Here is a 23,327-nt window from a genome sequence, read left to right as displayed (position 1 = left end):
CCGGTCAGGGCCGCGCGGCGTTCTCCATGGAGTTCACATGTTCGCAAATCTTAAAATCGGCAACCGGCTGGCGGCAGGCTTCGGCATCATCATCGCGCTACTGGGCGGTATCGTACTGGTGGCGGTACAAAGCCTGGCCAGCCTGAATCAGGCCACCAGCCAGATCGTCGACGACCGCTATCCGCAAGTGGTGCTGACCACCAGCCTGCTGTTGCAGGTGAATGAGAACGCCATCTCGATGCGCAACATGCTGCTGGCCGATAATCCGGACATGCTGAAGGCGGAAACCGCCTCCATCGCCGCCGGCGAGCAGGCCATCGCCGAAGGGTTGAACAAGCTGCAGGGCATGCTGTCCAGCGAGGCGGGACGCAAGGCCTACGCGGATATGCAGGTGCTGCGTGCGAAGTACCAGGCCGGCCAGGCCGAGTTCATGAAACTGGCGGGCAGCGGCGGCACCATCGACGCGTCCGCGCTGCTCATGACCACGCTGCGCGACGACCAGCTGGCCTACACCGCGCGCATGAAAGGCTTCCTGGCCGGCGGCGGCAAGCTGATGGAAAAGAGCGGGCGCGAGGCGGCCGACCTGTATGCCGCCAAGCGTTTGCACATCCTGCTGCTGGCCGCCGCAGCCTGCGTGCTGGCGGTCGGCTTCGGGCTGTGGATCACGCGCACCATCACCGGCCCGCTGGGCGAGGCGGTGCGGGTGGCACGCACCGTGGCCGGCGGGGACCTGAGCAGCGAGATCGAGGTGCGCTCGCAGGATGAAGTGGGCCAGCTCCTGCAGGCCTTGAAGGAAATGAACGGCAGCCTGCGCAACATCGTCAGTGAAGTACGCAGCGGGACCGACGCGATTGCCGGCGCCGCCAGCGAAATCGCGCAGGGCAACCTGGATCTGTCGGGCCGCACCGAGCAGCAGGCCAGCGCACTGGAGGAAACCGCGTCGGCCATGGAAGAGCTGTCGGCCACCGTGAGCCAGAACGCGGAGCACGCGCGGCAGGCGCGCGAACGGGCGCAGGACGCGTCCTGCGTGGCCGCCGGCAGCAGTTCGGTGGTGGAGCAGGTGGTGGCGACCATGGATGCGATCAGCGCGTCCTCGCGCCAGATCGGCGATATCATTGGCGTGATCGACGGCATCGCCTTCCAGACCAATATCCTGGCGCTGAACGCGGCAGTGGAGGCGGCGCGCGCAGGCGAACAGGGACGCGGCTTTGCCGTGGTGGCGTCCGAAGTGCGTACGCTGGCGCAGCGCTCGGCGGCCGCGGCCAAGGACATCAAGCACCTGATCGACGCCTCCACCGCCAGCGTGGCGAGCGGCGGCAAGCTTGCGCAGCAGGCCGGAGCGACGATGCATAATGTGGTCACCAGCGTGGCGCAGGTGGCGGTGTCGGTCAGCGAGATCGCTTCCGCCAGCGCGGAACAAAGCAGCGGCCTGGCGCAGGTGAACCAGGCGGTGGTGCAAATGGATGAGACCACGCAGCAGAACGCGGCGCTGGTGGAGCAGGCGGCAGCGGCGGCGCAGGCGCTGCAGGACCGCGCGGCAGAGCTGGCGCGGCTGGTGAGCGTGTTCCGCCTGAACGCCGGCGACGGCATGCACGGTCCGGCGCTCCGCGCGGCGGGCCCGCGTCCCGCCCTGCTGGCAGCCTGACCGATTTTGAGAGGAGTGCGGATGGAACAGATCAGTGTAAGCAACTGGAACGAATTCACGGCCCTCAGCGCGGAGCTGGACGGCTGGGCATTCCGTGGCCAGCAGGATGTGCGCTGGCCGCTGATGACATCCCTGGCGCGCTACCTGAGCGCCTACATCCCGGACCAGGCCAGCTGGCGCGCGCGCGAGGAACGCGCCATCCGCATCTTCCGCCGCAAGGCGCACAACTACCTGACCGACCCGTCGGTGCTGGACAACGCGCTGCGCTGCCTGGCACTGATGCAGCACCACGGCGCGCCCACCCGCCTGCTGGACTTCACCAAGTCGCCCTTCGTGGCGGCGTTCTTCGCGCTGGAGCGCGCCACCGGCGACGCCGCCGTCTACGCGCTGAACACGCCGCGCCTGTGGACCGCCGCGCCGCACACCGATCCCGGCATGGACCGCGACCATATCGACCCGCGCGAGGGCGGCAACTTCACGCGCTTCTACCTGCCCAACAGCCACGCCATCATCTGGATCGGCGAGCCGACCGAGATGGACCGGCGCCTGGTGGCCCAATCGGGCACGCTGGTGGTGCCCGGCATGCTGGACAAGCCGCTGGACGAGATCCTGCCCGCCTATGGCGACAGCGGCGCCCTGCTCAAGCAGATCGTGCTGCCGCAGGCCATGCGCGACGAGGCGATGAAAGCGCTGTACCGGATGAACATCACCAACGCCACGCTGTTCCCGGACCTGGACGGCCTGGCGCGCTCCATCGGCATGGAGCTGGAGATGGTGTGGCCGGTCGCCACCGGCCCGTGATTCTCAGAACGGCCCGAGGAAATCCAGCTTGCCCAGCTTCACGCCCTGCGCGCGCAGGATGCCGTAAGCGGTCGTGATGTGGAAGTAGAAGTTCGGCAGCGCGAAGGTGAGCAGGTAGCCCGAGCCGGTAAAGGACTGGCTGAAGGCGCCGAACGCCAGCGTCACCTCGCGCGCATCGGCGCCGTCGAACTGCGCCTGGGGCACGCTCTCCAGGAAAACGATGGTTTTCTCGATGCGTTCCTGCAACTGCTGGAAGCTCGCTTCGTTGTCTTCAAACTTGGGCGCATCCACCGCGCACAGGCGCGCCACGCACAGCTTGGAGGCGTCGCTGGCGCGTTGCACTTGCGCCGACAGCGGGAGCATGTCTTCGGCCAGGCGAGCGCCCAGCAGCACGTCCGGCACGGCGCCGCTGGCGGCGGCATGCTCCTCGCCCTTCTTCAGCAACGCGGACAATACATTGAGCCCGCGCACAAACACCGGGACCGACACCTGATACATGGATAGGGACATGGCGGCTTCTTTCGATGATAGGAAGGTGGAAATCATACGTGTATTATCTGGTTTTCGCTCGCAGAAGCGCAATTATAGGAATGACAATGAAGTTCCCATCGATTTTCAAGGCCGCCGGCGTTGCCGCTGCGGCCACCCTGGCCCTGAACGCGCAGGCCGACAGCTTCACCTCCTCCGCGTCGAGCGCGGGCTCCGCTTCCAGCGGCAGCGTGTCCACTTCGCTGAACGGTTCCAGCAACAGCTCCAGCGGCGACAACAAGACCGCCGGCGGCCCGTACCACATCATCCAGATGGCGGCAGCGCCGGGCAAGGCCAACACCACCCGCCTGACCCTGCAGCACGACGCCAGCGGCAAGCTGCTGGTGCTCGACCTGCCGGCGGCCATCGCGGCCAAGGAAGGCCTGGAACTGGGCGGCGTGGTGCTGACGCAGCCGCGCTCCTACGGTTTCGAGTTCGCGCACGCGGACACGCAAAAAGCCTTCTTCCTGGTGCTGGAGGACGACTGGCATAGCGAACTGGCCGCGCGTCCCGTCAACCTGTGACATTGCGCCACCTGGCGGCATGCGCGCTGAGCGCATGCATGCTGAGCCTGGCCGCGCTGCCGCTTGGCGGCGCCCAGGCGGCCACCTTCTGCGACCGCTCCAACAGCCTCACCGCCGGTGAGCAGGATCGCCTGCTGCGCTTCGCCGCCGTGGTGCGCGAAGAGCTGGGCCAGCCTGGCGGCAGCGCAGCACTGGTGAGCCGCTCCGGCCTGGACCTGTCGCGCTTCAACATCCGCTACTCGCACGCAGCGCTCGGCTGGCGCGGCGATGCCGGCGGCTGGACCACGCGCCAGCTTTACTATTCCTGCGACGAAGACCGCCCGCGCATCTTCGACCAGGGCGTGGCCGGCTTCGTCATGGGCACGGACGATCCGAAGCTGGGCTATATCTCGGTGGTGCGCCTGCCGGCGGAAGCGGCCAACACGGTGCGCCTCGCTTCGCTGGACGGGCAGATTGCACTTGGCCTGCTGGCGGGCACTTACAGCGCGAACGCCTACGCCTTCGGCCTGCAATACCAGAACTGCAATCAATGGGTGGCGGAGCTGCTGGCCGCCGCGTGGGGCAACCTGGCCAACGGCGGCGACGTGCGCGAGCGGGCGCAGGCCTGGCTGCGCGAAACGGGCTATGCGCCGGAGGGCGTGGCTGTAAACTCGAGCTTCCTGATGCTGGCTTCGTACTTCGTGCCGCATGTACACCTGGACGACCATCCGGCGCAGGACCGCTATGAGATGAAACTGAAGGTGAGCTTGCCGTCCACGCTGGAGGCCTTTGTGCAGCAGCGCTATCCTGCCAGCGAGCGCACGGAGATCTGCCACAACGCGCGGCAAATCGTGGTGCACAAGGGATGGACACCGGCCGCTGCGGGATGCCAGGCCGGACCGGGCGACCGGGTGATCGCCCTGGACTAGCCTGGACTAACTGAGCCGCACCACCATCAAGCCTGCGCGCAAGCCGATGCGGACGTCCGGGTTCGGGAACACCACCATTTCTTCCGGGTGCTGAACGGTATAGACCGTGTCGCCGTCGCGCGCGATTTCGTCACCCTGCTTGAGCGGTGTGAAGTTCCAGGTGTCCTTGCCGAACGCCATCTGGAATTGGTCGCTCAGCTTGATGATCTGGCGCGCGGTGGCGTACACGTGCGGCGCCGCTTTCGCCTGCCTGGGCTCCGCGCCGCGCAGCAGGTCGTCCAGCGCCTGCGACGCTTCCGTGAACTGCTCCAGGTTGTTTTCGCCCAGCGTGCCGACACGGCCCAGCTCCACCGTGGTGCCGGCTGCGGCGTGATGCTCGGCGGAGTAGTAGCTGTAGGTGCCCACCGATGCCGGATTCATGATGACGGCGCCGATCGCCGCCTGCCCCAGCCAGCCGATCAGCTTTCCGCGCGCGCCGTCCTCGATGATCTCGGGGACAATGGCGAAGGTCGGGTAGACCGAGGGGCGGATGGCGGTGTGCAGGTCCAGGTGCCAGCGCACCGGCCCCGCATCCTTGAAAAAGTCGCTGGTGGCGGCAATCATCACGTCGGCGCGCGCCGCTTCGGCCGTGCCTTCCAGCGTGCCGCGCTGGGCGCGGAACATGCGGTTCAGATCCGCGTCGATGAAACGCTTGCCGGCGCGGATGGCGCCGATGTTGCCGACACAAAGCATCAGGTCCACCGCCAATGCCGACGCATTGGCCGCAACGTCGCGCGACAGCGCGTCCAGCAGGTAGGCCACCACTTCGATCGGGCCGGTCTCATCGCCATGCACACCGACCGAGACCAGCACCGCAGCACGCGCGGCGCCATCGGCATCCGCACCGGCATCGGCCGGGGTAGGACGCTTCACGGTCAGGATGCCGTCGGCCGGCTGCGTCACCGCAAAACCGGCCGCCGCGAAGCGGGCCGCGACGGCGCTGAAGTCCGCCTCGGCCAACGCCCTTACTGCTTCAGGCAACATCGCCATGCGCTTAAGCCGCCAGCGGAACGGCGTTGGCCGCTTCGGACAGCGCCCACACGTCCAGCATCGCCTGCTCCAGGTCCGCCGAGGTGGCGTAGCCGGACAGCCCCAGCGTGTTGGTCACCACTTCCACGGCTTCGGCCGCGTCGTGGCCGTTGGTGGCGCGGGCCAGCACTTGCGTCAGCAGGCGCTGCTGCGTGCGGCGCAGCGCGTGCTGGGCGTAGCTGCGCAGCTGCTCTTGCGAGCGGCTGGCGGCAGGCAGCTTCAGGCCGCGTTCCAGCGTGTCGATGCCCGCCTGGCTGCGCAGGGCCATGCCCACTTGCAGGAAGGCCGGCAGGTCCATGCCGCCCGGACGCTTGACCGACAGCGCCGCGAACACGAAGGCCGCCACGGCTTCCACCGCGTCCACCGCTTTCCATGCATGCGCGAATTCAGGACGCAGGCCCGGCGTGGTGTCGGCTTCGGACTGGCCATCGGCCGGCACCAGTTTCTTCAGCATGTCCGGCTGGGCGAACAGGCGGGTCAGCTCGTCCACGCCGCCGGCTGCGCGCAGCTGGTCGGCAGGCACGGCCAGCACGCCCTGGATCACAGCGCGCTGCAGGCTGCGGGTGCGGCCGTCGACCTTGATCGACACGGCGCGCGGCACTTTCAATGCATCCGCGTCCAGCGCCTCGAACACCGGCGCCAGGTTCAGCGCCGACCATGCCTGGCCCCAGGCCAGGATCACGTCGGCTTCATCCACGCTATGTTCGGCAGCCAGTTCGCGCAGCATCAGCGGACCGCAGCGGTTCACCGATTCGTTGGCCAGCACGGTGGCCAGGATGGCGTTGGCCAGCGGGTGCGCCAGCGCGGGACGGGTGGCCACCAGCAGGTCCGGGAAGTACGGCTTGAGCACCGCCTCGGCCCAGCTCTCTTCCGTCAGCGGCAGCGCCGACAGCAGGCGCTTGTAGCGGTTCTTCACGTTGGCGATCACCACCGCCAGTTCCGGCGTGGTCAAACCACGGCCGTCGAGCTTGCGGCGCGCCAGTTCAGCCACGGTGGGCAGCTGCTCCAGTTCACGCGACAGCGCACCCTCTTCTTCCAGGCTGGCGATCAGCGCGGCGTAGCCGTCCTGCACCGCTGCCTCGGACTGTGCTTGCTGTTCGCGCACCAGCAGGTGCGTCTGCAGCGTGTTGTCGCGCAGGACCAGGCGCTCGATGTCGTCCGTCATTTCGTTCAGGATGCGGTTGCGGTCCGCTTCGGACAGCTGGCCGGCGTTCATTTCCACGTCCAGCCACATCTTCGCGTTCACCTCATGGTCCGAGCAGTCCACGCCGGCCGAGTTGTCGATCGCATCGGTGAAGATGCGGCCGCCCGCCAGCGCGAACTCGATGCGGCCGGCCTGGGTGGCGCCCAGGTTGCCGCCTTCGGCCACGATCTTGCAGCGCAGTTCACTGCCGTTGACGCGGATATTGTCGTTGGCGCGGTCCTTCACTTGCGCATGCGACTCGGCCGACGACTTGATGTAGGTGCCGATGCCGCCGTTGTAGAACAGGTCCACCGGCGCCAGCAGGATGCGGTGCATCAGCTCTTCCGGCGGCAGCGCGGTTTCCGCGATGTCCAGCGCGGCGCGGATCTGCGGCGACAGTTCGATCGAGCGGGCGCTGCGCGGGAATACGCCGCCGCCCTGCGAGATCAGTTCCTTGTTGTAGTCTTCCCACGAAGAGCGCGGCAGGGCGAACATGCGCTGGCGTTCGGCAAAGGAAACGGCGGTGTCCGGATTCGGGTCCAGGAAGATGTGGCGGTGGTCGAACGCGGCCAGCAGCTTGATCTGGTTCGACAGCAGCACGCCGTTGCCGAACACGTCGCCCGACATGTCGCCCACGCCCACCACGGTAAACGGGGTGGTTTCCATGTTGTGGTCCATCTCGTAGAAGTGGCGCTTGACCGCTTCGAACGCGCCCTTGGCGGTGATGCCCATCTTCTTGTGGTCGTAGCCGTTCGAGCCGCCGGAGGCGAAAGCGTCGCCCAGCCAGAAGCCGCGCTGCACGGCGATGCCGTTGGCGATGTCGGAGAAGGTCGCGGTGCCCTTGTCGGCGGCCACCACCAGGTAGGGGTCGGCGCCGTCGTAGCAGACGGTGTCCGCTGGCGAGACGATATTGCCCAGCACGCGGTTGTCGGTCACCTCCAGCAGGCTGGAAATGAACAGGCGGTACACGGCTTCGCCTTCAGCGGCGATGGTTTCGCGCACGGCGTCCTTCGGCATCATCTTGCACACGAAGCCGCCCTTGGCGCCGGCCGGTACGATGACGGCGTTCTTCACCATCTGCGCTTTTACCAGGCCCAGCACCTCGGTGCGGTAGTCTTCCATGCGGTCCGACCAGCGCAGGCCGCCGCGCGCCACGGGGCCGCCGCGCAGGTGCACGCCTTCGAAACGGCGCGAAAACACGAAGATCTCGCGGAACGGACGCGGTTCCGGCACCAGCGCCAGGTGGCTGGTGTCGAACTTGAAGATGATCTTGTCGCCCTGCTGCTTGTTCTGGTAGTAGTTGGTGCGCAGCGTGGCGGCCATCAGGTCGACCATGGCGGCCAGGATTTCCTCGGTGTCCGCATGGTTCACGGACGCCAGGCGCGACTTGACGCCGGCCAGTTTCTCCAGCGCTGCGGTGCGCTCGGCTTCCGGCAGCGCGGGGTTGAAGCGCTGTTCAAACGCATCGACCAGTTCCTTCACCAGGGCCGGCTGCTTGCGCAGCGTTTCAGCCACGTAGCGCACCGAGAAGCGGCTGCCGGCCTGGCGCCAGTAGCTCGCATAGGCGCGCACCAGCTGCACCTGGCGGGTGCTCAAGCCGCCTTCGATGACCAGGCCGTTCAGGCGGCCGTCTTCTGCTTCGTTGTTGAACAGCGAGGTGACCAGGTCCTGCACCACTTCGGCCACGCCGGGCTGCGCCAGCTTGGCGGCGCTGACCTCGTCCACCAGCAGGCTGGTGACGAAGTGGCGCTTGCCGTCGCCGGTGTGGATGGTGTAGGTCTGCTCGCGGTCGATCGCCACGCCGGCATTGTGCAGCGCCGGCAGGATATTGGACAGCGACGGCACGCGCTCCACCGAGTACAGGCGGATGGTGGTGGCCTTGCTGTCGGCCGAAGCCAGTTCCACGCGCGCGGCCACGCGGCCGCCGTCGCCCTGGCGCAGCATGGCGCCCAGGTCATGGAAGGCCACGGCGGGTGCGGTGGCGTTCACGTAGTCCACCGGCAGCGTGGCGCACAGTTTGCGCAGGCTGGTGCGGGTGCCCTCTTCGAACACGGCGTCGGCCAGGGTGGAGAAGCTGTTGTGCCAGCCATCCAGGATGGACAGCAGCGGACGCTGGATGTCGGACTCCAGGTCCAGCGGATAACGGGCGGCGTGCGCGATCAGGTAAACGCGCGCCAGCGGGCCGTCGGCCACCAGGGTTTGCGAGCTGACGTGCGAGGCGCCCGAGCTTTGCTGCAGGGCCTTGGCCAGCGCGTGCGCCACCGAGGCGCTGTAGCGCTCGCGCGGCAGGTAGACCAGCACATTCAGGTGGCGGGCGTACACGTCGCGGCGGGCGAACACCTTGGTGCGCGGCTGCTTGTACAGCGACACGACCGCGCCGCACACGTCGGCCAGCCACTGCGGTTCGGCTTCCATCGCTTCGGTGCGCGGCAGCGATTCCAGGATCTCGACGAACTTCTCGGCGCGGAAGCCTTCCTTGCGCACGCCGGCGATCTGCAGCACCTGCGCGATGCGGCCGCGCGCGAACGGCATGCGGGTCAGCGGGGTGATGGTGGCGGCGCGGGTGAACAGGCCGACGAAGCAGTGTTCGCCCAGGATGGCGCCGTTGGCGTCGGTGTTGCGCACGCCGATGAAGTCCAGGTGCTGGTCGCGGTGCAGCGTGCCTTCCACGTCGGCCTTGACGATGGACAGGGTATGCGGACGCTTGGAGAGGGTGTCGAAGTCGCCGGGGATGTTGGCCAGGCAGGTGCCGTAGATCGGGTGCGAGGTGTCCTGCAGCACGCCGATGCGGCTCGGGATGTCGCGTTCCAGTTCGCGTACGCCAGGCTTGACCTGGTAATAGGCGTAGCCGAACGGCTCGAAGCCTTCGGTGCGGGCCCAGTCCAGGAAGGCGGCCACTTCCTGGCCTTCTGCACCGCCGTTCGCGGCTGCTGCCGCGCCCACGCTGGTGAAGCGCTCTTTCATGGCGTCCAGGTCGCGGCGCACCACGGCGGCGTCGCGCGCCACCATTTCCAGGCGCGCCACCAGGGCCGCCAGGTCGCCTTCGGCCAGGTCGTCGGCCAGCAGGACCAGCACGTAGGATTCGAACTTGCCGCCGGCCGCGTCAGCGCCGACGGCGGTCGCCACGCCGTCGGCGGAACGCGCCACCGGCAGCACCGCGTTCAGCACGCCGTTGGCGATCAGGCGCTGCTTGCGCAAGGCCATGACGATGGAGTCCACCAGGTACGGCATGTCGTCGTTCAGGATCAGCAACGCGGTCGCCTTGCCGCCGCGGCCGTCGGCGTAGCGCAATTTGGCGATCTGCACACCTGCGCCGCTGCGCTTGGCAGCCTGCGCAAAACCTTCCCACAGCACCGGGACCAGACTGTCCGGCGCGACGCCGGCCAGGTCTTCTTCATCTATGGCCGCGAGCCAGGCGCCGATCAGGGCGGAGACTTGGCCGCTGTCGGCCGACTTGTTCGCGTTGATCAGGTCCAGCGTCTGTTTGCGCAGGTCTTGTGGCATTTGTGTCATCGTTGCTTCTCCAATACGTTGTGTGTATTCCGTCCACACCGTGAGGCTTTTGGCTGGACGGCGGCGACGCTTTATTCGGTTGCGGGGGTTGGCCCCGCAACCATATGGGGATGATTACTCGAATTTACAGATCGAACTTACAGATCATACAGCCCCGGCAAGCCCAGCATGCGGGTCAGCTCCTCCAGTGCGGCGCGGGTTTCCAGCGCCAGCGCGGGGTCGGCCAGGTCTTGCGGCTCCAGGTGGTCGCGGTAGTGCTTCTCCACCCACGCCACCAGCGTGTGGTACAGCGCCTCGGTCATGACCACGCCCTGGTGCATGGCCGCCGCTTCCTGGTCCGTCAGCGCCACGCGCAGGCGCAGGCACGCAGGGCCGCCGCCGTTGCGCATCGACTGGCGCAGGTCGAAATGGATCAGTTCATCGACCGGGCCGCCGCTGGCCACCAGGCCGTCCAGGTAGCGCGCCACGGCGGGGTTCTCCTGGCACTCCTGCGGGATCACCAGCGCCATCTTGCCGTCCGCCTTGGACAGCAGCTGGGAGTTGAACAGGTAGCTGTGCACCGCGTCGGCCACGGCCACGGCGCCGGTGTCCACGCGCACCGCCTGCAGCTCCGCGCCCACGCCGGCCATGGCCGCGCGCACGCGCTCCAGCGTGGCCGCTTCGTCGGCGAAAGCCTGCTCGTGGTAGAACAGCACGTTGCCGTTACCGACCGCGATCACGTCGTTGTGGAACACGCCCTGGTCGATCACGTCCGGGTTTTGCTGGACGTAGACGGTGCGCTCGGCGGCCAGGCCGTGCAGGCGCGCCACGGCTTGCGATGCTTCCAGCGTCTGGCGCGCCGGGAAGCGCTTGGGCGCGGGCGCGGCCGCGTCGAACTCCACGCGGCCGTAGACGAACACTTCGACCGCTTGCGCGCCGTGTGCGGCGCACAGGCGCGTGTGGTTGGCCGCGCCTTCATCGCCGAAGGCCGGAGTACCGGGCAGCGCGTCATGCACGGCGAAGTGCTTCGGATCGCTGAAGATGGCGCGCAGGCTGCGCGCCGACTGCGCGTGCTCGAAAGCGCGGTGCAGCTTGTTGTTCAGGTTGGCCGGCGTGAAGTGCACGCGGCCGTCGCCGGTGTCCGCCGAGGGGCTGACGGTGGCGGCGTTGGCGGTCCACATCGGCGAGGCGGAGTAGGCGCAAGCCAGAATCACCGGCGATTCCTTGTAGGCCCTGGCCAGCACGTCGGCGTCGCTGCCGGTGAAGCCCAGGCTGCGCAGCAGGCGGAAATTGGGACGGTCCTGCGGCGGCAGCAGTGCTTGCGCAAAACCGCGCTGCGCCAGCGCGCGCATCTTCGCCAAGCCCTGCAAGGCGGCCTGCTTCGGGTTCGACGCGCTCTTGACGTTGTTGAACGAAGCCACGTTGCCGAACGAGAGGCCGGCATAGTTATGGGACGGGCCTACCAGGCCATCGAAGTTGAATTCGCGTGCTTGCGCCATGGCGTCGTTTTCCTTAGAAGTTCATGCCGGGCGACAGCTTGGCCGGCATTTCGAGTGCGCTGTTCTCGATCGAAGCGACCGGGTAGGCGCAATAATCCGCCGCGTAGTAGGCGCTCGGACGGTGGTTGCCGGACTTGCCCACGCCGCCGAACGGCGCGCTGCTGGCAGCGCCCGTGGTGGGGCGGTTCCAGTTGACGATGCCGGCGCGCGCCAGCACCTGGAACTTGTTCCACAGCGCTGCGTCGTTCGAGATCAGCGCTGCTGCCAGGCCGTATTCGGTGGCGTTGGCGGCTTTGATGGCGCTGTCGAAATCGTCCACGCGGATAATCTGCAGCAGGGGACCGAACCATTCCTCGTCCGGGATGCCCTTGGCGTTGGTGGTGTCCACGATGCCGGCCGAAACGAAGCCGGTGCCTTGCTGCAGCTGCTTCATTTCCAGCAGCAGCTTGCCGCCCCTGGCCACCATGTCGTGCTGGGCCTGCACCAGGCGCGCGGCGATCGGCGCCGACACCACCGGGCCCATGAACGGCTGCGGCTCGGCGTTCGAGGCGCCCACCACCAGCTTGGAGGCGACTTCCACCAGGCGCGCGATGAAGGCGTCGCCGGCCGGGCCGGTCTGCACCACCAGGCGGCGCGCACAGGTGCAGCGCTGGCCGGCCGAGATGAAGGCGGACGACACGGCCATGAAGACGGCTGCGTCGACGTCCTTGATGTCCCACACCACCAGCGGGTTGTTGCCGCCCATTTCCAGCGCCAGCAGCTTGCCGGTCTGGCCGGCGAACTGGCGGTGCAGCGCGGCGCCGGTCTGGCTGCTGCCGGTGAACAGCACGCCGTCGATATCCTTGTTCTGGCCCAGCGCGATGCCGGTGTCGCGGCCGCCGTTCACCAGGTTCAGCACGCCGGCCGGCAAGCCGGCCAGCTGCCACAGCTGCACGGTTTTCACGGCGGTGCGCGGCGCGTATTCGCTGGGCTTGAAGACCACGGTATTACCGGCGATCAGCGCGGGTACGATGTGGCCGTTGGGCAGGTGGCCGGGGAAGTTGTACGGGCCGAACACGCCGAATACGCCGTGCGGGCGGTGGCGCAGCACGGCTTCGCCGTCGGCCACCTTGCTGCGGGTTTCGCCGGTGCGCGCGCCGTAGGACTGGATCGAGATGTCCACCTTGTTGGCCATGGTGGTTACTTCGGTGCGCGCCTCCCACAGCGGCTTGCCCACCTCCTCGGCGATCAGCAGCGCCAGCTCTTCGGCGTTTTCCTTCAGCAGGTCGCGGAAGCGGGTGACGATGGCCACGCGCTGCTCCAGCGGCGCGAGGGCCCAGCCTTCGAACGCTGCGCGCGCCGCGCCAGCCGCCGCGGCCACGTCTTCCGGGGTCGCTTCGCGGCTGGCCCAGGTCTGCTTGCCGTTCGACGGGTCGATGGTCACCAGTTCGGCGCCATGGCCGGCGGACCACTGGCCGTTGATGAAATTGCTCAGGGCGTTGTTCGATGCGTCAGACATTGGTGTTTTTCCTCACGTTGAGAGTCAAGGTGCGCACGACGTCGCCGGCGTGCACGCGCAGCAGTTTCTGGTCGTCGGCGGACAGGTCGATCTTGCCGTTCACCGAGGCGGCGTCCGACAGGATCATGCGAAAATCCTTCAGGTTGGTGTTCGACACCAGCACCGGCTCCTGCTGCGGCGCGCAGGCGTGCGTCATGTCGGTGTCGACGTCGACCACGGCCAGGGCGCTGTCGCGCACCGCGCGCAGCTCGGACACGCGGCCCTGCAGCACCGGCCCGGCGTCGAAGATGTCGACGTAGCCTTCGAAGTGCATGCCTTCCTGCTCCAGCAGGCGGCGCGCCGGCACGGTGGAGGTGTGCACCTTGCCCACCACGTCCTGCGCGTCCTGCGGCAGGTAGGCCACGTACAGCGGCTGGCGCGGCATCAGCTCGGCGATGAAGGACTTCTTGCCCTGCGCGGTGAGGGCATCGACATGGTCGAACTCCATCTTGAAGAAGTGGCGGCCCAGGCCTTCATAGAACGGCGAGCGGCCGTCCGACTCCTGGTAGCCGCGCATTTCGGCGATCAGCTTTTCCGTGAACAGGTGCGGGAACTGGGCGATGAACAGGAAGCGGCACTTGGACAGGAATTTGCCGTTGTTGCCGTGGCGGTAGTCCGGGTTCAGGAACAGCGAGCACAGTTCGGTGCTGCCGGTCAGGTCGTTGGACAGATACAGCGTCTCCATGCGCGTGAACACCTTCAGTTCGCGGCTGGAATGCACCAGGGTGCCGATGCGGTAATTGTAGAACGGCTCGTCCAGGCCCACCGAGCCCTTGATGGCGCACACGCCGGCCAGGCGGCCGCTGTCGGTGTCCTCCATGACGAACATGTAGTCGCGCTTTTCGGGCGGGATGGTTTCGGCGAAGGAGGCCACGGCGATTTCCAGGCGGTCGCCCAGCATCTTCATGTCCGGCTTGAGCGTGGTCATGCCGGAGCCGACCTGGCTGGCCATGTCGAACAGGGCGTCCAGGTCGCTGGCTTGTATGGCGCGTACTACTAGCATAGGAGTCTCTTTTTAGATGCGTACACAAATCACGCTGCCGCCTTCGGCAACCTGCAGCGTTTCCTGCACTTCCACCGGCAGGGCGATGGTGGCGCTGCCTTCGATGGCCGGCACCGCCACCACCACGGCGCGGAACTCCTGGCCGGCGTTGGCGGCCACCGCGTAGGGCACCACCGGTTCGCCCGCGCGCGACGGGCGCGGCGTGGCCACGGTGCGCTGCAGCGACGAGGTGCAGGTGCGCAGCGCGTGCTTGTGCGCCTGCAGTATGGGGCCGCCGTCGAAAATGTCGATGTAGTCGTCGGCCTCGAAGCCTTCGGCCGTGAGCAGGCTGAAGGCCAGTTCGCCGGACGGATGGATCTGGCCCATCACGGCTTGCGCGTCGCCCGGCAGCAGCGGCACGTACACCGGGTAGTGCGGCATCAGCTCGACGATCAGCGTGCGGTTGCGCGCGCCGCCTATGGTGCGCTCGGCGTCGAGGAAGTCCATCTGGAAGAATTTGCGGCCCACGGCGTCCCAGAACGGCGACTCGCCGTTCGGGCCGGTGGCGCCGGCCAGGGGCACGAAGAAACGGTCGGCGAAGCGCTGCGGCGCCATGGCGGCGAACAGCAGGCGCGCGCGCGACAGCAGCGCCGCCTCGGGGCGGTTCTGCACCGCTTCGTTGACATAGAAACTGGACAGCTGCGAATAGGCAGTCAGCTCGGAGCACAGCGTCAAGGCGTGCACGCTATGGCTGATGTTCAGGTCGCGCGACACCTGCTGGATCACGTCGTTGCGGAACGAGAAATAGGTGCCATTGGAGCCGGCCGAAGCGAAGATGGCGGCGGTGCCCACGATGCCGTGGTCCGCCAGGGATTCCAGCACGAACAGGTACGATTCCTCGCTGGGGATATCGACGTGGGCGCTGAAGGATGCGATCGAAGCCTCGACCGCCTGCGCGATTTTGTCGCGCGTCTTGGGCAAGGTATGGACACCCGGCATGCTTACCGCAGCCAGCTTTTCCAGCGCTGCGATATCCGCAAGTTCTACCGGACGGACAACATACATGTGAACTCCTTTGTTTTTATACTTACGGGCGCTGCAGGGGACGGACCGGGCGGCCCGTCCCCGGGGGCATTACGCGGCCAGGCTGTCGAGCGCGGCGCGCAGCAGGCGGCCGGCTTCGGCGATCTGCTCGTCGCTCACCACCAGCGCGGGCGCGAAACGCACCACGTCGGTACCGGCGATCAGCACCATCAGGCCTTGCGCTTCGGCTGCCTTCTGGATGTCTTTCGACTTGCCCTTCCACGCGTCGGCCACCACCACGCCCAGCAGCAGGCCGCTGCCGCGCACGGTCGACAGGATGGCAGGGTATTCCTTGGTCAGGTCCTGCAGCAGGGCCACCAGCTTGCCCGACGCTTCATTCACGCGCGCCAGGAAGGCCGGCTGGTTGATGGTGTTCAGCACGGTCAGCGCCACGCTGGCGGCCAGCGGGTTGCCGCCGTAAGTGGTGCCGTGCGAACCGACGCCCAGCGAGGCCGCCAGTTCGTTGGTGGTCAGCATGGCCGCCACAGGGTAGCCGTTGCCCAGCGCCTTGGCCGAGGTCAGCACGTCCGGGGTGATGCCATAGCCCTGGTAGGCGAACAGGTGGCCGGTGCGGCCCATGCCGGACTGCACTTCGTCGAAGATCAGCACGGCGCCGGTCTTGTCGCACAGGTCGCGCAGCTCTTGCAGGAAAGCCTTGTCGCCCGGCAGCACACCGCCTTCGCCCTGGATCGGTTCCACGATCACGGCGCACACGTCGTCGCCAATGGCGGCGCGTGCGGACTCGATGTTGTTGTATTCGATGTGGTCGATCGCTGGCGGCAGCGGCTCGAATCCTTCGGTGTACTTCGACTGGCCGCCAACCGACACGGTAAACAGCGTGCGGCCGTGGAAGGAGCTGAAGCAGGACACGATGCGCGATTTGTGCTCGCCGAACTTGGCGTGGGCGTGCTTGCGGGCCAGTTTCAGGGCCGCTTCGTTGGCTTCGGCGCCGGAGTTGCAGAAGAAGGCGCGGTCGGCGAAGGTGGCTTCGGTCAGGGCCAGGCCCAGGCGCAGCACCGGCTCGTTGGTGTAGCCGTTACCCAGGTGCCACAGGGTGTTGGCCTGCTTGGTCAGCGCTTCGACGATGACGGGATTGCAATGGCCCAGCGCCGTCACGGCGATGCCGGAGGTGAAGTCCAGGTAGTGCTTGCCGTTCTGGTCCCACAGGTCCAGGCCCGATGCGCGCACCGGCACCATCGCGGCTGGCGCGTAGGTTGGAACCAGTACTTCGTCAAAAGTCTGCCGGGTGACAGGGCGAGTGGTTACAGTCGAATCAAGCTTTGCGTTCATGGCATTCCCTATCAATGTATAGAGGTACGGCCGCAACCAGGCGGCCACGGGTGGTACGACATTATAAAAAGCGGGATGCTAAAACTCTTTTGCGGATGCGACAAGGATTTTCATAATTCAGAAGGCCTCCGCATACCCGGTATGCCCGGCGGACTATGCCACGGCTCAGCCGTTCAGCTTGCGCTGGCGCTCCTCGCGCGGGGTGTTGCCGAACAGGGTGCCGAAGGCGGTGGAAAAATGCGAGCCGGAGGAGAAGCCGCACATCAGCCCCACCTGCACGATGGATGAATTGGTCTCAAGCAACAACTGGCGCGCGCGCTGCAGGCGCAGCTCCAGGTAGTAGCGCGACGGCAGGCTGCCCAGGTACTGCTTGAACAGCCGCTCCAGCTGGCGGCGCGACAGGCCCACCAGGTTGGCGATGTCGTCGGTCGACAGCGGCTCCTCGATATTGGCCTCCATCAAGGTCACCGCCTCCGACAGCTTGGGCTGCAGCGCCCCGAAGCGGGCCTGCAGGGCCACCCGCTGGCGCTCCTCGTGATTGCGCACGCGGTCGATGCACAGCGCCTCCTTCACTTCGGCCTGCACGTTGGCGCCATACAGCGCGTCCACCAGCGTCAGCGCGAAGTCGGCGCTGGCGGCGCCGCCGCAGCAGCTCAGGTGCGGGCCGTCGATCTCGAACAGGTGCGGCGTCAGGATGGCGCGCTCGGAAATGCTTTCCGTGTCGGCGTACAGCGCCCACGGCAGGGCGATGCGCACGCCGCCCATCAGCCCGGCTTCGGCCAGCCACAGGACGCCAGCGCCCACCCCGCCCCAGTAGGGCGCGGCACGCAGCCGCTCCACCACGGCGCGCAGCTGCGCGGGCGGCGGCGCTTCCTGCTGCTCGTCGGCCACCAGCAGCGCCAGGTGCCAGCCCCCGGCGGGCCCGGCGGCCAGTTGCTGCGGGGTGCGGATGTCGAGCTGGAATGGCGGGCCCACGCTGCGCGCGGCCAGGCGCAGCGGCTGGACCAGGCCGGCCCAGGTAAGCGTGTCCGCCTCGCCCGCATTGACCAGCAGCACGCGCAGCGGCTGCTCCTGGGACAGGCGGGACAAAGGGGAAAACGGCATCGGCGGATCTGAGCTAGTGGGTGATTACTCGGGCGCCAGCGCGGTCGGAGGCCGCGCTACGCTCCATTGGCTCACTATCATACCGGAGATCAACAAAACCGCGCCGAGCAGGCCCGTCCAGGCGAGCGTCTCGCCCAGCCAGAAATAGCCGAACATGGCGGCGCAGCCCGGCTCGAAGGCATAAATCACGGCCGCCTCGTTGGCCGTGCTGTGGCGCTGGCCCCAGGTTTGCAGCGAAATGATGAGGGCGGTGGCCACCACCCCCAGGTAAATCAGGTTCCAGCGGTACAGCTTCAGGCCCTGCCAGATGTATTCCCAGTAGTCGCCCATGTCCTGCGGGCCGGCCACCGGGCCGCGCGGCACCTCGCGCAGCGCGATCCACAGCGCCGCGCATACCGCCACGGTGAGGATTTGCGCCGCCGTCAGCGTCATCAGGCGCCCGGCCTTGCGGGTGAACACTTCCATCATCTTGATGTAGCAGCCGAAGCACAGCGCGGCCAGCAGCGCCAGCGTGTCGCCCCGGCCCCAGACAAAGGCGCCGTCCCAGCACAGCGCGAACAGGCCCACCAGCGCCAGCGCCAGGGCGGCGACGATGCGGCGCTCCGGCAGCTTGCCCAGGAACACGCCCAGCAGCGGCGGCACCAGCACGTTCAGGCCGCAGACGAAGGCGTTGCGGTTCGAACTGGTCAGCGACAAGCCTTCCACCTGGAACAGGTAGCAGAAAAACAGCACGATGCCGCTAAGCAAGCCGTAGCGGCAGTCCGCCCACCTGGCGCGCACCAGGAAGGGCGACAGCAGCACGCTGGCCATGGCAAAGCGCGACACCACGATCCAGTTGGTGGACAGGTACGCAGTCATGTCCTTCATGGCCGGGAAGGTGGTGCCCCAGACAACGGTGACGAGCAGCAGGGCGGCGATGCCGCGGGCGTGGCTAGGCAGGGACGGCATGGATCGGCTTCATGTTCATTTATCAATATTCGCTGGCCGCGTAGTGTACCGCGATTGCCGCCCCGCAGCAGGGAGCTATAATCACGGTCTATGGGCGAACGATATTTGAAAAGTATCCGGTTACTGGCCGAATGCATGCAGGGCTTTGAACGCCTGTCGGGCGAGCACGTGCGCGAGTGCGGGCTGACCCATGCGCAATTCGACATCATCGCCACGCTGGGCAACACCGAAGGCATGTCCTACAAGGAGCTGGGCGACAAGACCCTGATCACCAAAGGCACCATGACAGGCGTGATCGAACGCCTGGAGCAAAAAGGCCTGGTGGAACGGGTCCGCAGCCTGGACGACAAGCGCTCGTGGTTCATCCGCCTCAGCCCGCAAGGCGAGCAAGTGTTCCGCGAAGTGTTCCCCAAAGTCATCTCCCGTGGCGGCGAGGTGTTCGCCGGCTACAGCGACGACGACTTCGCCGCCCTTGAAAAAACCCTGTCCGGCCTCAAACAAGTGATATCGGCAGGCGGCGCCTGAGGGCCGGCCAGCGGACTCGCACAGCGGCCCAGCGCGCGCCCATCCCCCCAACAACCAAGGAACGACATTGAAAACCTCCCTGCTCGAAGGCAAAAAGCCTGCGAAATTCGACAAGCACATCATCGGCAACCTGTTGCTCAACGTCGACACCCCGGACGAAGTGCGCAAGGAAAAGCTGATTATCGGCGTGCGCAATGAAGACGGCGAAATCTACCGCCTGATCGGCGCCACCAAGCACAACAGCTTCATGAACGCCATCGAGGAGCTGTTCGACCTCGGCCTGGTCGACGAACTGCAGGACAGCGAAGGCACCAGCGAAGGTTGCGACGCTATCTTCAGCGAAGCCGACTAAAATACAAGCGGATCACGCCGCGTGGCGGCGCGACCCGCAGTCCCGGCACGAATTGTGTCGCAAATAAATTCCACACGGCAATAATTTGCGTATAATTTCCTGATGGACAGACTGGACGCCTTCAAGCAAATCGCTGCTCAAGCGAGCCGGGGGGATCTTGCGTTCCCGACCAATGTGAACGCGTCGATCCGGCTGCAGGAGGCGCTCAGCGATCCCGACTGCCACGTCGAGGCCGCAGCCAAGCTGATCCAGGCCGACCCGCTGCTGGCGGCCCGCACCGTGGCCATCGCCAACTCGGTGGCCTACAACCGTTCCGGCACTGAAATTTCCAGCGTGCGCTCGGCCGTCCAGCGGCTCGGCGTGCGCACCCTGCAGTCGCTGGTGGCCGCGCTTATCGTGCGCCAGCTCGGCAGCAAGATCACCGATCCCACCCTGAAAGCCATGGCCGCCCAGCTGTGGGAGCACACCGCCCATGTGGCGGCGCTGGCCCAGGTGATCGCGCGCCGCGTCACCCATGTCGATCCCGATACGGCGCTGTTTACCGGCATCATCCACGAGGTGGGCGCCTTCTACATGCTGGCCCAGGCCGACGCCTACCCCGGCGTCATGCAGGGCGAACCGGAAGACTGGGTGGAGCACGGCGAGATGGTCATCGGACGCGGCGTGCTGCGCAAGCTGGTGGTACCGGAAGCCGTGATGGCGTCCGTGGAGGCGATGTGGGAAGGCATGCGCGCGCTGCCGCCGGAAAACCTGGGCGACACCCTGCTGCTGGCCAACGACCTGGCCCCGGTGCCCTCCCCCATGCACCAGCGCCCCGGCGCCACCACCCCGGCGGCGGCCCGCACCATCGATTTCGCCATCGGCGAAGGCACGCTGGACGGCATCCTGCGCGAATCGGCCAGCGACGTGAAATCGCTGTTCTCGGTGCTGATGCTGTAGCTTGCTGCCGGTTCGCTGAAGATGGGCTATAGTTGCAGCAACATTAACTACAACTCACGCTTCCATGTTCTCGCCGCCCACCGTAGACAGTATCAATTCCCTGCTTCCTTCCGAACCGCTGCTGATGATGGGCGCCGGCCCGGTGCCGATTCCGCACAGCGTGGCGCAAGCCAATTCCATCGTCATCAACCACCTCGGCGGCACGATGGCCAAGATCATCCACCAGATGAAGGAAATGGCGCGCTACGTGTTCCAGACCGAATCGCGCTGGATACTGGGCGTGGCCGGCCCCGGGTCGGCGGCGATGGAGATGAGCGTCTGCAACCTGGTGTTCCCCGGCACGCGCGTGCTGAGCGTGTGCAACGGCTACTTCGGCCGCCGCTTCGCCGAGATGGCCACCCGCGTGGGCGGCCAGGTGGCGTGCCTGAACGTGGCGGACGGCGAGGCGGCCCAGGTGGCGGCCGTGCGCGAACACCTGGAACGCTTCCGCCCCGAGGTGCTGACCATCGCCCAGGGCGAAACCTCCTCCACCGTGTTCAACATCCACCTGCCGCAGATCACCCGGCTGGCGCGCGAGTATGGCTGCTACGTGATCGTGGACGCGGTTTGCACCCTGAGCACCATGCCGTGCGAGATGGACAACTGGAAGATCGATGCGATGGTGACCGGCGGCCAGAAGGGCCTGTCGTCGATTCCCGGCGTGTCGCTGATCGCGTTTTCGGAGCGCGCCTGGGAGCGCATCAACGCGCGCCCCGTGCCGCCGCCGCACTGGTGCCTGGATGCCAAGTTGGCGGAGCAGTTCTGGCATAACGCTTCCTACCACTACACGGCGCCGGTGTCCGGCATCCTGGCGCTGCACGAGGCGCTGCACCTGATCTGCCAGGAGACGCTGGAAGTGCGCTTCGCGCGCCACCTGCGCTGCTCCATGGGCCTGCAGCGCGGCGTGGAGGCGATGGGACTGAAGCTGTACGGCACGCCGGAGTCGCGCCTCAATTCCGTGGTCGGCATCGTGGTGCCGGAGGGCATTAACCGGGCCGAGATCTGCGAACAGATCTCGCTCAAGTACCGGGTGGAGATTTCCGGCTCCTTCGGCCTGAACATCGTGCGCATCGGCCAGATGGGCGAGCAGTGCCGCGCCCACCACCTGTTCCGCACGCTGCATGCGCTGGGTTCGACCATGAAGGAGCTGGGCGCGGACGTGGACGTGGCGGCCGGCGTGGCGGCGCTGGAGCGGCAGCTGCAGGGCGCGCTGTAAGGCGCGGCCGGCGGCGCCCCGGCGCCGGAGGCAAGCGGCCACCGGCTTTGCTCAGCTGCGGCTTGAGCCGCTGCCCCAGGCGGTTTCGCTGTAGCGGAATTTCGGCCGCAGCTCGCGGGCGAACTGCTGCAGCTCGAGCGTGAAGCCGCCCAGCGACAGTTCGCCGTTCATGTAGCGGCCGATCAGCGGCGGCAGGTCCAGACCGTCGCGGAAATCAATCTCCCTGGTGTCGATGAAGCCGCCGCGCCGCAGGTCCGCTTCCAGCGCCTCGGCGCGCTGCGCATCCTCTTCCGCGTGCTGGCGCGCGGCCAGTGCGCGTTCGTAGTCGCGCCGGCTGCCGGCCAGCTTGTCCTGCAGGTTCACCACCTCCAGCACCAGCTTGTCGTCCTCCGGGCTGGGCGTGGCGCGCGCCTGTGCGATCAGCTCCGCGATCGGCAGCGACTTCAGGCTTGCCGCCTGCAGCTCCTGCGCGCGGCGGTAGCGCGCGTCGGTGCAGGCGGCGTACTCGGCCAGGCCGGCGCGCACGCGGCGCAGCCGTTCGTCCGCCTGCGCCAGGGCTGCTTCCAGCGGCGCCACGGCCTGCGCAATGCGCTCGGCGATGGTGGGCGGCGGCGGCGCGAAAGACAGCGCATCGAGCTGCGCGCGCGCATCGGCCAGCGCCTGCGCGCTGCGTTCGGCACGCGCCGGCAAGGCTTGCTGCATGGCCAGCAGGATGTTCTCGTTGCGGCGGTTGGCGTCGAAATTACACAGGCCCGCGATCCAGTCGTCCTTGACGGTCTGCGCGCCGCTGCGGCGGTAGTCGGCCGTGCGGTAGCCCGCTTCGCGCAGGAAGACATACAAGGGGTCGCTGCGATAGCCGGCCAGCTTGGAGACGATCTCGGTCTCCAGTTCGGCGTTCATGGCCAGCAGCGCCTGGTGCGCGTCCTCGGCGCGCTGGTAGCGTTCGCGCGCCGCTTGCAGGACCTGGGCCGCGTCCAGGTGGGCGCCGGGCCGCAGCGCCGCTTCGCGGATCTCTGCGCCGCGCTGGCGGATGGCTGCCACATGGTTGGCGACGTCGCTGTTGACGGTTTGCAGTTCGGCGCGCAGGGCTTGCCACTCATCGGCGCGGAAGGCCAGTTCGCGCTCCACTTCGGCCGCGATATTCTGGCCGCCTTCCAGATGCAGCGAGGCTACCTGCCGCAGCAGGCCGGCGATCTTCTGTTCCAGCGCGGTCTGGTCCCGGCTGGCATCGGCCGTGCGCTGGTCGCAGCTTTCCAGCTTGCCCTGGTAGATGCGGGTGTTCTCGGCGATGGCGGCGGTGAATTCGCTGGCGAGCATGGCGTTATTTGACAAGGCGGGTCAGCCAGCTTTTCCAGCCGGACGGGCGTCCCTGGCCGGCACGCTGGGCTGCAATGTATTGCAGCGCTTTTTCGCGTTCGGCGGGGTCGGCGGGGCCGGGTTCGAATTCCAGGCGCTGTGCGAAATAGGCGCGCACGCCTTCGGCGATCAGCTCGTCATCCACGGCGAGCCGGTTCGCTGCGTAGTATTCGCGGATGCGCGCGGCCACTTCCTCGCGCCGCCTGGGCAGGTCGAGATATTCGTCCACCACCATCTGCCGGTGGCGCAGCTCGTCGATGATGGCCATCGCGCCCAGCTGCTCACTCAGACTCCCTGCCATACCGCCT

At 67.1% G+C, this 23,327-nt stretch carries 20 protein-coding genes; 8 read left to right on the top strand and 12 right to left on the bottom strand.

Annotated features, from left to right (window positions below):
• Positions 1-37 precede the first annotated feature (37 nt).
• Together ASD15_RS33605 and ASD15_RS00290 are read left to right on the top strand one after the other, a co-directional pair.
• A complete protein-coding gene (locus tag ASD15_RS33605) occupies positions 38-1,645 on the top strand; it encodes a methyl-accepting chemotaxis protein (RefSeq protein WP_057152689.1) in 1,608 nt (535 codons plus the stop codon).
• A 21-nt stretch (positions 1,646-1,666) separates the two neighbouring features.
• A complete protein-coding gene (locus ASD15_RS00290; RefSeq protein WP_057152688.1) occupies positions 1,667-2,446 on the top strand; it encodes an FRG domain-containing protein in 780 nt (259 codons plus the stop codon).
• Positions 2,447-2,449: 3 nt separating this feature from the next.
• Here ASD15_RS00290 and ASD15_RS00285 read toward each other — a convergent pair whose 3' ends face one another.
• On the bottom strand, positions 2,450-2,956 hold the full coding sequence (locus tag ASD15_RS00285; RefSeq protein ID WP_057153598.1) for a DUF1993 family protein: 507 nt from the start codon (positions 2,954-2,956) through the stop codon (positions 2,450-2,452).
• A gap of 86 nt (positions 2,957-3,042) precedes the next feature.
• Between ASD15_RS00285 and ASD15_RS00280 the strand changes: the two genes are divergently transcribed.
• Complete coding sequence (locus tag ASD15_RS00280) at positions 3,043-3,498, top strand: hypothetical protein (protein WP_057152687.1); 456 nt, start codon at positions 3,043-3,045, stop codon at positions 3,496-3,498.
• A gap of 38 nt (positions 3,499-3,536) precedes the next feature.
• Positions 3,537-4,406 carry a DUF2145 domain-containing protein gene (locus ASD15_RS00275; protein ID WP_057153597.1) on the top strand — a complete coding sequence of 290 codons (870 nt, stop codon included), beginning with the start codon at positions 3,537-3,539 and terminating at the stop codon, positions 4,404-4,406.
• A gap of 6 nt (positions 4,407-4,412) precedes the next feature.
• Here ASD15_RS00275 and ASD15_RS00270 read toward each other — a convergent pair whose 3' ends face one another.
• The 9 genes from ASD15_RS00270 to ASD15_RS00230 all read right to left on the bottom strand — a co-directional run bounded on the left by ASD15_RS00270 (position 4,413) and on the right by ASD15_RS00230 (position 18,592).
• Positions 4,413-5,435 (bottom strand): succinylglutamate desuccinylase, encoded by a 1,023-nt coding sequence (locus ASD15_RS00270; RefSeq protein WP_057152686.1) that lies wholly within the window; start codon positions 5,433-5,435, stop codon positions 4,413-4,415.
• Between the two features lie 4 nt (positions 5,436-5,439).
• Positions 5,440-10,170, bottom strand: a complete 4,731-nt coding sequence (locus tag ASD15_RS00265) for an NAD-glutamate dehydrogenase domain-containing protein (RefSeq protein WP_057152685.1) — start codon at positions 10,168-10,170, stop codon at positions 5,440-5,442.
• A gap of 137 nt (positions 10,171-10,307) precedes the next feature.
• Positions 10,308-11,648: an N-succinylarginine dihydrolase gene (astB, locus tag ASD15_RS00260; RefSeq protein WP_057152684.1), complete on the bottom strand. Its 1,341-nt coding sequence runs from the start codon at positions 11,646-11,648 to the stop codon at positions 10,308-10,310.
• A 13-nt stretch (positions 11,649-11,661) separates the two neighbouring features.
• Complete coding sequence (astD, locus tag ASD15_RS00255) at positions 11,662-13,146, bottom strand: succinylglutamate-semialdehyde dehydrogenase (protein WP_200953898.1); 1,485 nt, start codon at positions 13,144-13,146, stop codon at positions 11,662-11,664.
• Positions 13,139-14,188 carry an arginine N-succinyltransferase gene (gene astA / locus ASD15_RS00250; protein ID WP_057152683.1) on the bottom strand — a complete coding sequence of 350 codons (1,050 nt, stop codon included), beginning with the start codon at positions 14,186-14,188 and terminating at the stop codon, positions 13,139-13,141. The genes astD and astA overlap by 8 nt, the downstream gene beginning before the upstream one ends.
• Before the next feature lie 12 nt (positions 14,189-14,200).
• The gene (locus ASD15_RS00245) at positions 14,201-15,232 is read right to left on the bottom strand and encodes an arginine N-succinyltransferase (RefSeq protein ID WP_057152682.1); all 1,032 of its coding nucleotides are present in this window, start codon (positions 15,230-15,232) and stop codon (positions 14,201-14,203) included.
• A gap of 69 nt (positions 15,233-15,301) precedes the next feature.
• Positions 15,302-16,540, bottom strand: a complete 1,239-nt coding sequence (locus ASD15_RS00240; protein ID WP_057152681.1) for an acetylornithine/succinyldiaminopimelate transaminase — start codon at positions 16,538-16,540, stop codon at positions 15,302-15,304.
• Between the two features lie 165 nt (positions 16,541-16,705).
• Positions 16,706-17,644, bottom strand: coding sequence for a GlxA family transcriptional regulator (locus ASD15_RS00235; RefSeq protein ID WP_057152680.1), 939 nt, complete (start codon positions 17,642-17,644; stop codon positions 16,706-16,708).
• A 24-nt stretch (positions 17,645-17,668) separates the two neighbouring features.
• Positions 17,669-18,592 (bottom strand): DMT family transporter, encoded by a 924-nt coding sequence (locus tag ASD15_RS00230; RefSeq protein WP_057152679.1) that lies wholly within the window; start codon positions 18,590-18,592, stop codon positions 17,669-17,671.
• A 135-nt stretch (positions 18,593-18,727) separates the two neighbouring features.
• On the opposite strand from ASD15_RS00230, the gene ASD15_RS00225 reads away from it, so the two are divergent.
• The 4 genes from ASD15_RS00225 (at position 18,728) to ASD15_RS00210 (ending at position 21,663) form a co-directional block, all read left to right on the top strand.
• On the top strand, positions 18,728-19,117 hold the full coding sequence (locus tag ASD15_RS00225; protein ID WP_229417997.1) for a MarR family winged helix-turn-helix transcriptional regulator: 390 nt from the start codon (positions 18,728-18,730) through the stop codon (positions 19,115-19,117).
• Between the two features lie 67 nt (positions 19,118-19,184).
• Positions 19,185-19,469, top strand: a complete 285-nt coding sequence (locus ASD15_RS00220) for a hypothetical protein (RefSeq protein ID WP_057152677.1) — start codon at positions 19,185-19,187, stop codon at positions 19,467-19,469.
• A gap of 102 nt (positions 19,470-19,571) precedes the next feature.
• The gene (locus ASD15_RS00215; RefSeq protein WP_057152676.1) at positions 19,572-20,408 is read left to right on the top strand and encodes an HDOD domain-containing protein; all 837 of its coding nucleotides are present in this window, start codon (positions 19,572-19,574) and stop codon (positions 20,406-20,408) included.
• A 64-nt stretch (positions 20,409-20,472) separates the two neighbouring features.
• Positions 20,473-21,663, top strand: coding sequence for an alanine--glyoxylate aminotransferase family protein (locus ASD15_RS00210; RefSeq protein WP_057152675.1), 1,191 nt, complete (start codon positions 20,473-20,475; stop codon positions 21,661-21,663).
• 51 nt (positions 21,664-21,714) lie between these two features.
• On the opposite strand, the gene ASD15_RS00205 is transcribed toward ASD15_RS00210, so the two are convergent.
• Both ASD15_RS00205 and ASD15_RS00200 read right to left on the bottom strand, forming a co-directional pair.
• Positions 21,715-22,980, bottom strand: a complete 1,266-nt coding sequence (locus tag ASD15_RS00205) for a hypothetical protein (protein WP_057152674.1) — start codon at positions 22,978-22,980, stop codon at positions 21,715-21,717.
• 4 nt (positions 22,981-22,984) lie between these two features.
• A complete protein-coding gene (locus tag ASD15_RS00200) occupies positions 22,985-23,320 on the bottom strand; it encodes a DUF6384 family protein (protein ID WP_157200776.1) in 336 nt (111 codons plus the stop codon).
• Between the last annotated feature and the right edge of the window lie 7 nt (positions 23,321-23,327).

It is taken from the genome of Massilia sp. Root351 (assembly GCF_001425045.1).
Classification (GTDB): Bacteria; Pseudomonadota; Gammaproteobacteria; order Burkholderiales; family Burkholderiaceae_D; genus Rugamonas.
The sequence above is the reverse complement of the archived record's forward strand: the minus strand, read 5'-3'. Positions and strand labels throughout refer to the sequence as shown.

Coding starts and splice junctions, on each gene's coding strand:
- ASD15_RS00290 (WP_057152688.1), top strand. CDS start 1,667: ATGGAACAGATCAGTGTAAGCAACTGGAACGAATTCACGGCCCTCAGC.
- ASD15_RS00235 (WP_057152680.1), bottom strand. CDS start 17,644: ATGCCGTTTTCCCCTTTGTCCCGCCTGTCCCAGGAGCAGCCGCTGCGC.
- astD (WP_200953898.1), bottom strand. CDS start 13,146: ATGTCTGACGCATCGAACAACGCCCTGAGCAATTTCATCAACGGCCAG.
- astA (WP_057152683.1), bottom strand. CDS start 14,188: ATGCTAGTAGTACGCGCCATACAAGCCAGCGACCTGGACGCCCTGTTC.
- astB (WP_057152684.1), bottom strand. CDS start 11,648: ATGGCGCAAGCACGCGAATTCAACTTCGATGGCCTGGTAGGCCCGTCC.
- ASD15_RS00280 (WP_057152687.1), top strand. CDS start 3,043: ATGAAGTTCCCATCGATTTTCAAGGCCGCCGGCGTTGCCGCTGCGGCC.
- ASD15_RS00230 (WP_057152679.1), bottom strand. CDS start 18,592: ATGCCGTCCCTGCCTAGCCACGCCCGCGGCATCGCCGCCCTGCTGCTC.
- ASD15_RS00265 (WP_057152685.1), bottom strand. CDS start 10,170: ATGACACAAATGCCACAAGACCTGCGCAAACAGACGCTGGACCTGATC.
- ASD15_RS00245 (WP_057152682.1), bottom strand. CDS start 15,232: ATGTATGTTGTCCGTCCGGTAGAACTTGCGGATATCGCAGCGCTGGAA.
- ASD15_RS00270 (WP_057152686.1), bottom strand. CDS start 5,435: ATGGCGATGTTGCCTGAAGCAGTAAGGGCGTTGGCCGAGGCGGACTTC.
- ASD15_RS00200 (WP_157200776.1), bottom strand. CDS start 23,320: ATGGCAGGGAGTCTGAGTGAGCAGCTGGGCGCGATGGCCATCATCGAC.
- ASD15_RS33605 (WP_057152689.1), top strand. CDS start 38: ATGTTCGCAAATCTTAAAATCGGCAACCGGCTGGCGGCAGGCTTCGGC.
- ASD15_RS00275 (WP_057153597.1), top strand. CDS start 3,537: ATGCTGAGCCTGGCCGCGCTGCCGCTTGGCGGCGCCCAGGCGGCCACC.
- ASD15_RS00225 (WP_229417997.1), top strand. CDS start 18,728: ATGCAGGGCTTTGAACGCCTGTCGGGCGAGCACGTGCGCGAGTGCGGG.
- ASD15_RS00285 (WP_057153598.1), bottom strand. CDS start 2,956: ATGTCCCTATCCATGTATCAGGTGTCGGTCCCGGTGTTTGTGCGCGGG.
- ASD15_RS00240 (WP_057152681.1), bottom strand. CDS start 16,540: ATGAACGCAAAGCTTGATTCGACTGTAACCACTCGCCCTGTCACCCGG.
- ASD15_RS00215 (WP_057152676.1), top strand. CDS start 19,572: ATGGACAGACTGGACGCCTTCAAGCAAATCGCTGCTCAAGCGAGCCGG.
- ASD15_RS00205 (WP_057152674.1), bottom strand. CDS start 22,980: ATGCTCGCCAGCGAATTCACCGCCGCCATCGCCGAGAACACCCGCATC.
- ASD15_RS00210 (WP_057152675.1), top strand. CDS start 20,473: ATGTTCTCGCCGCCCACCGTAGACAGTATCAATTCCCTGCTTCCTTCC.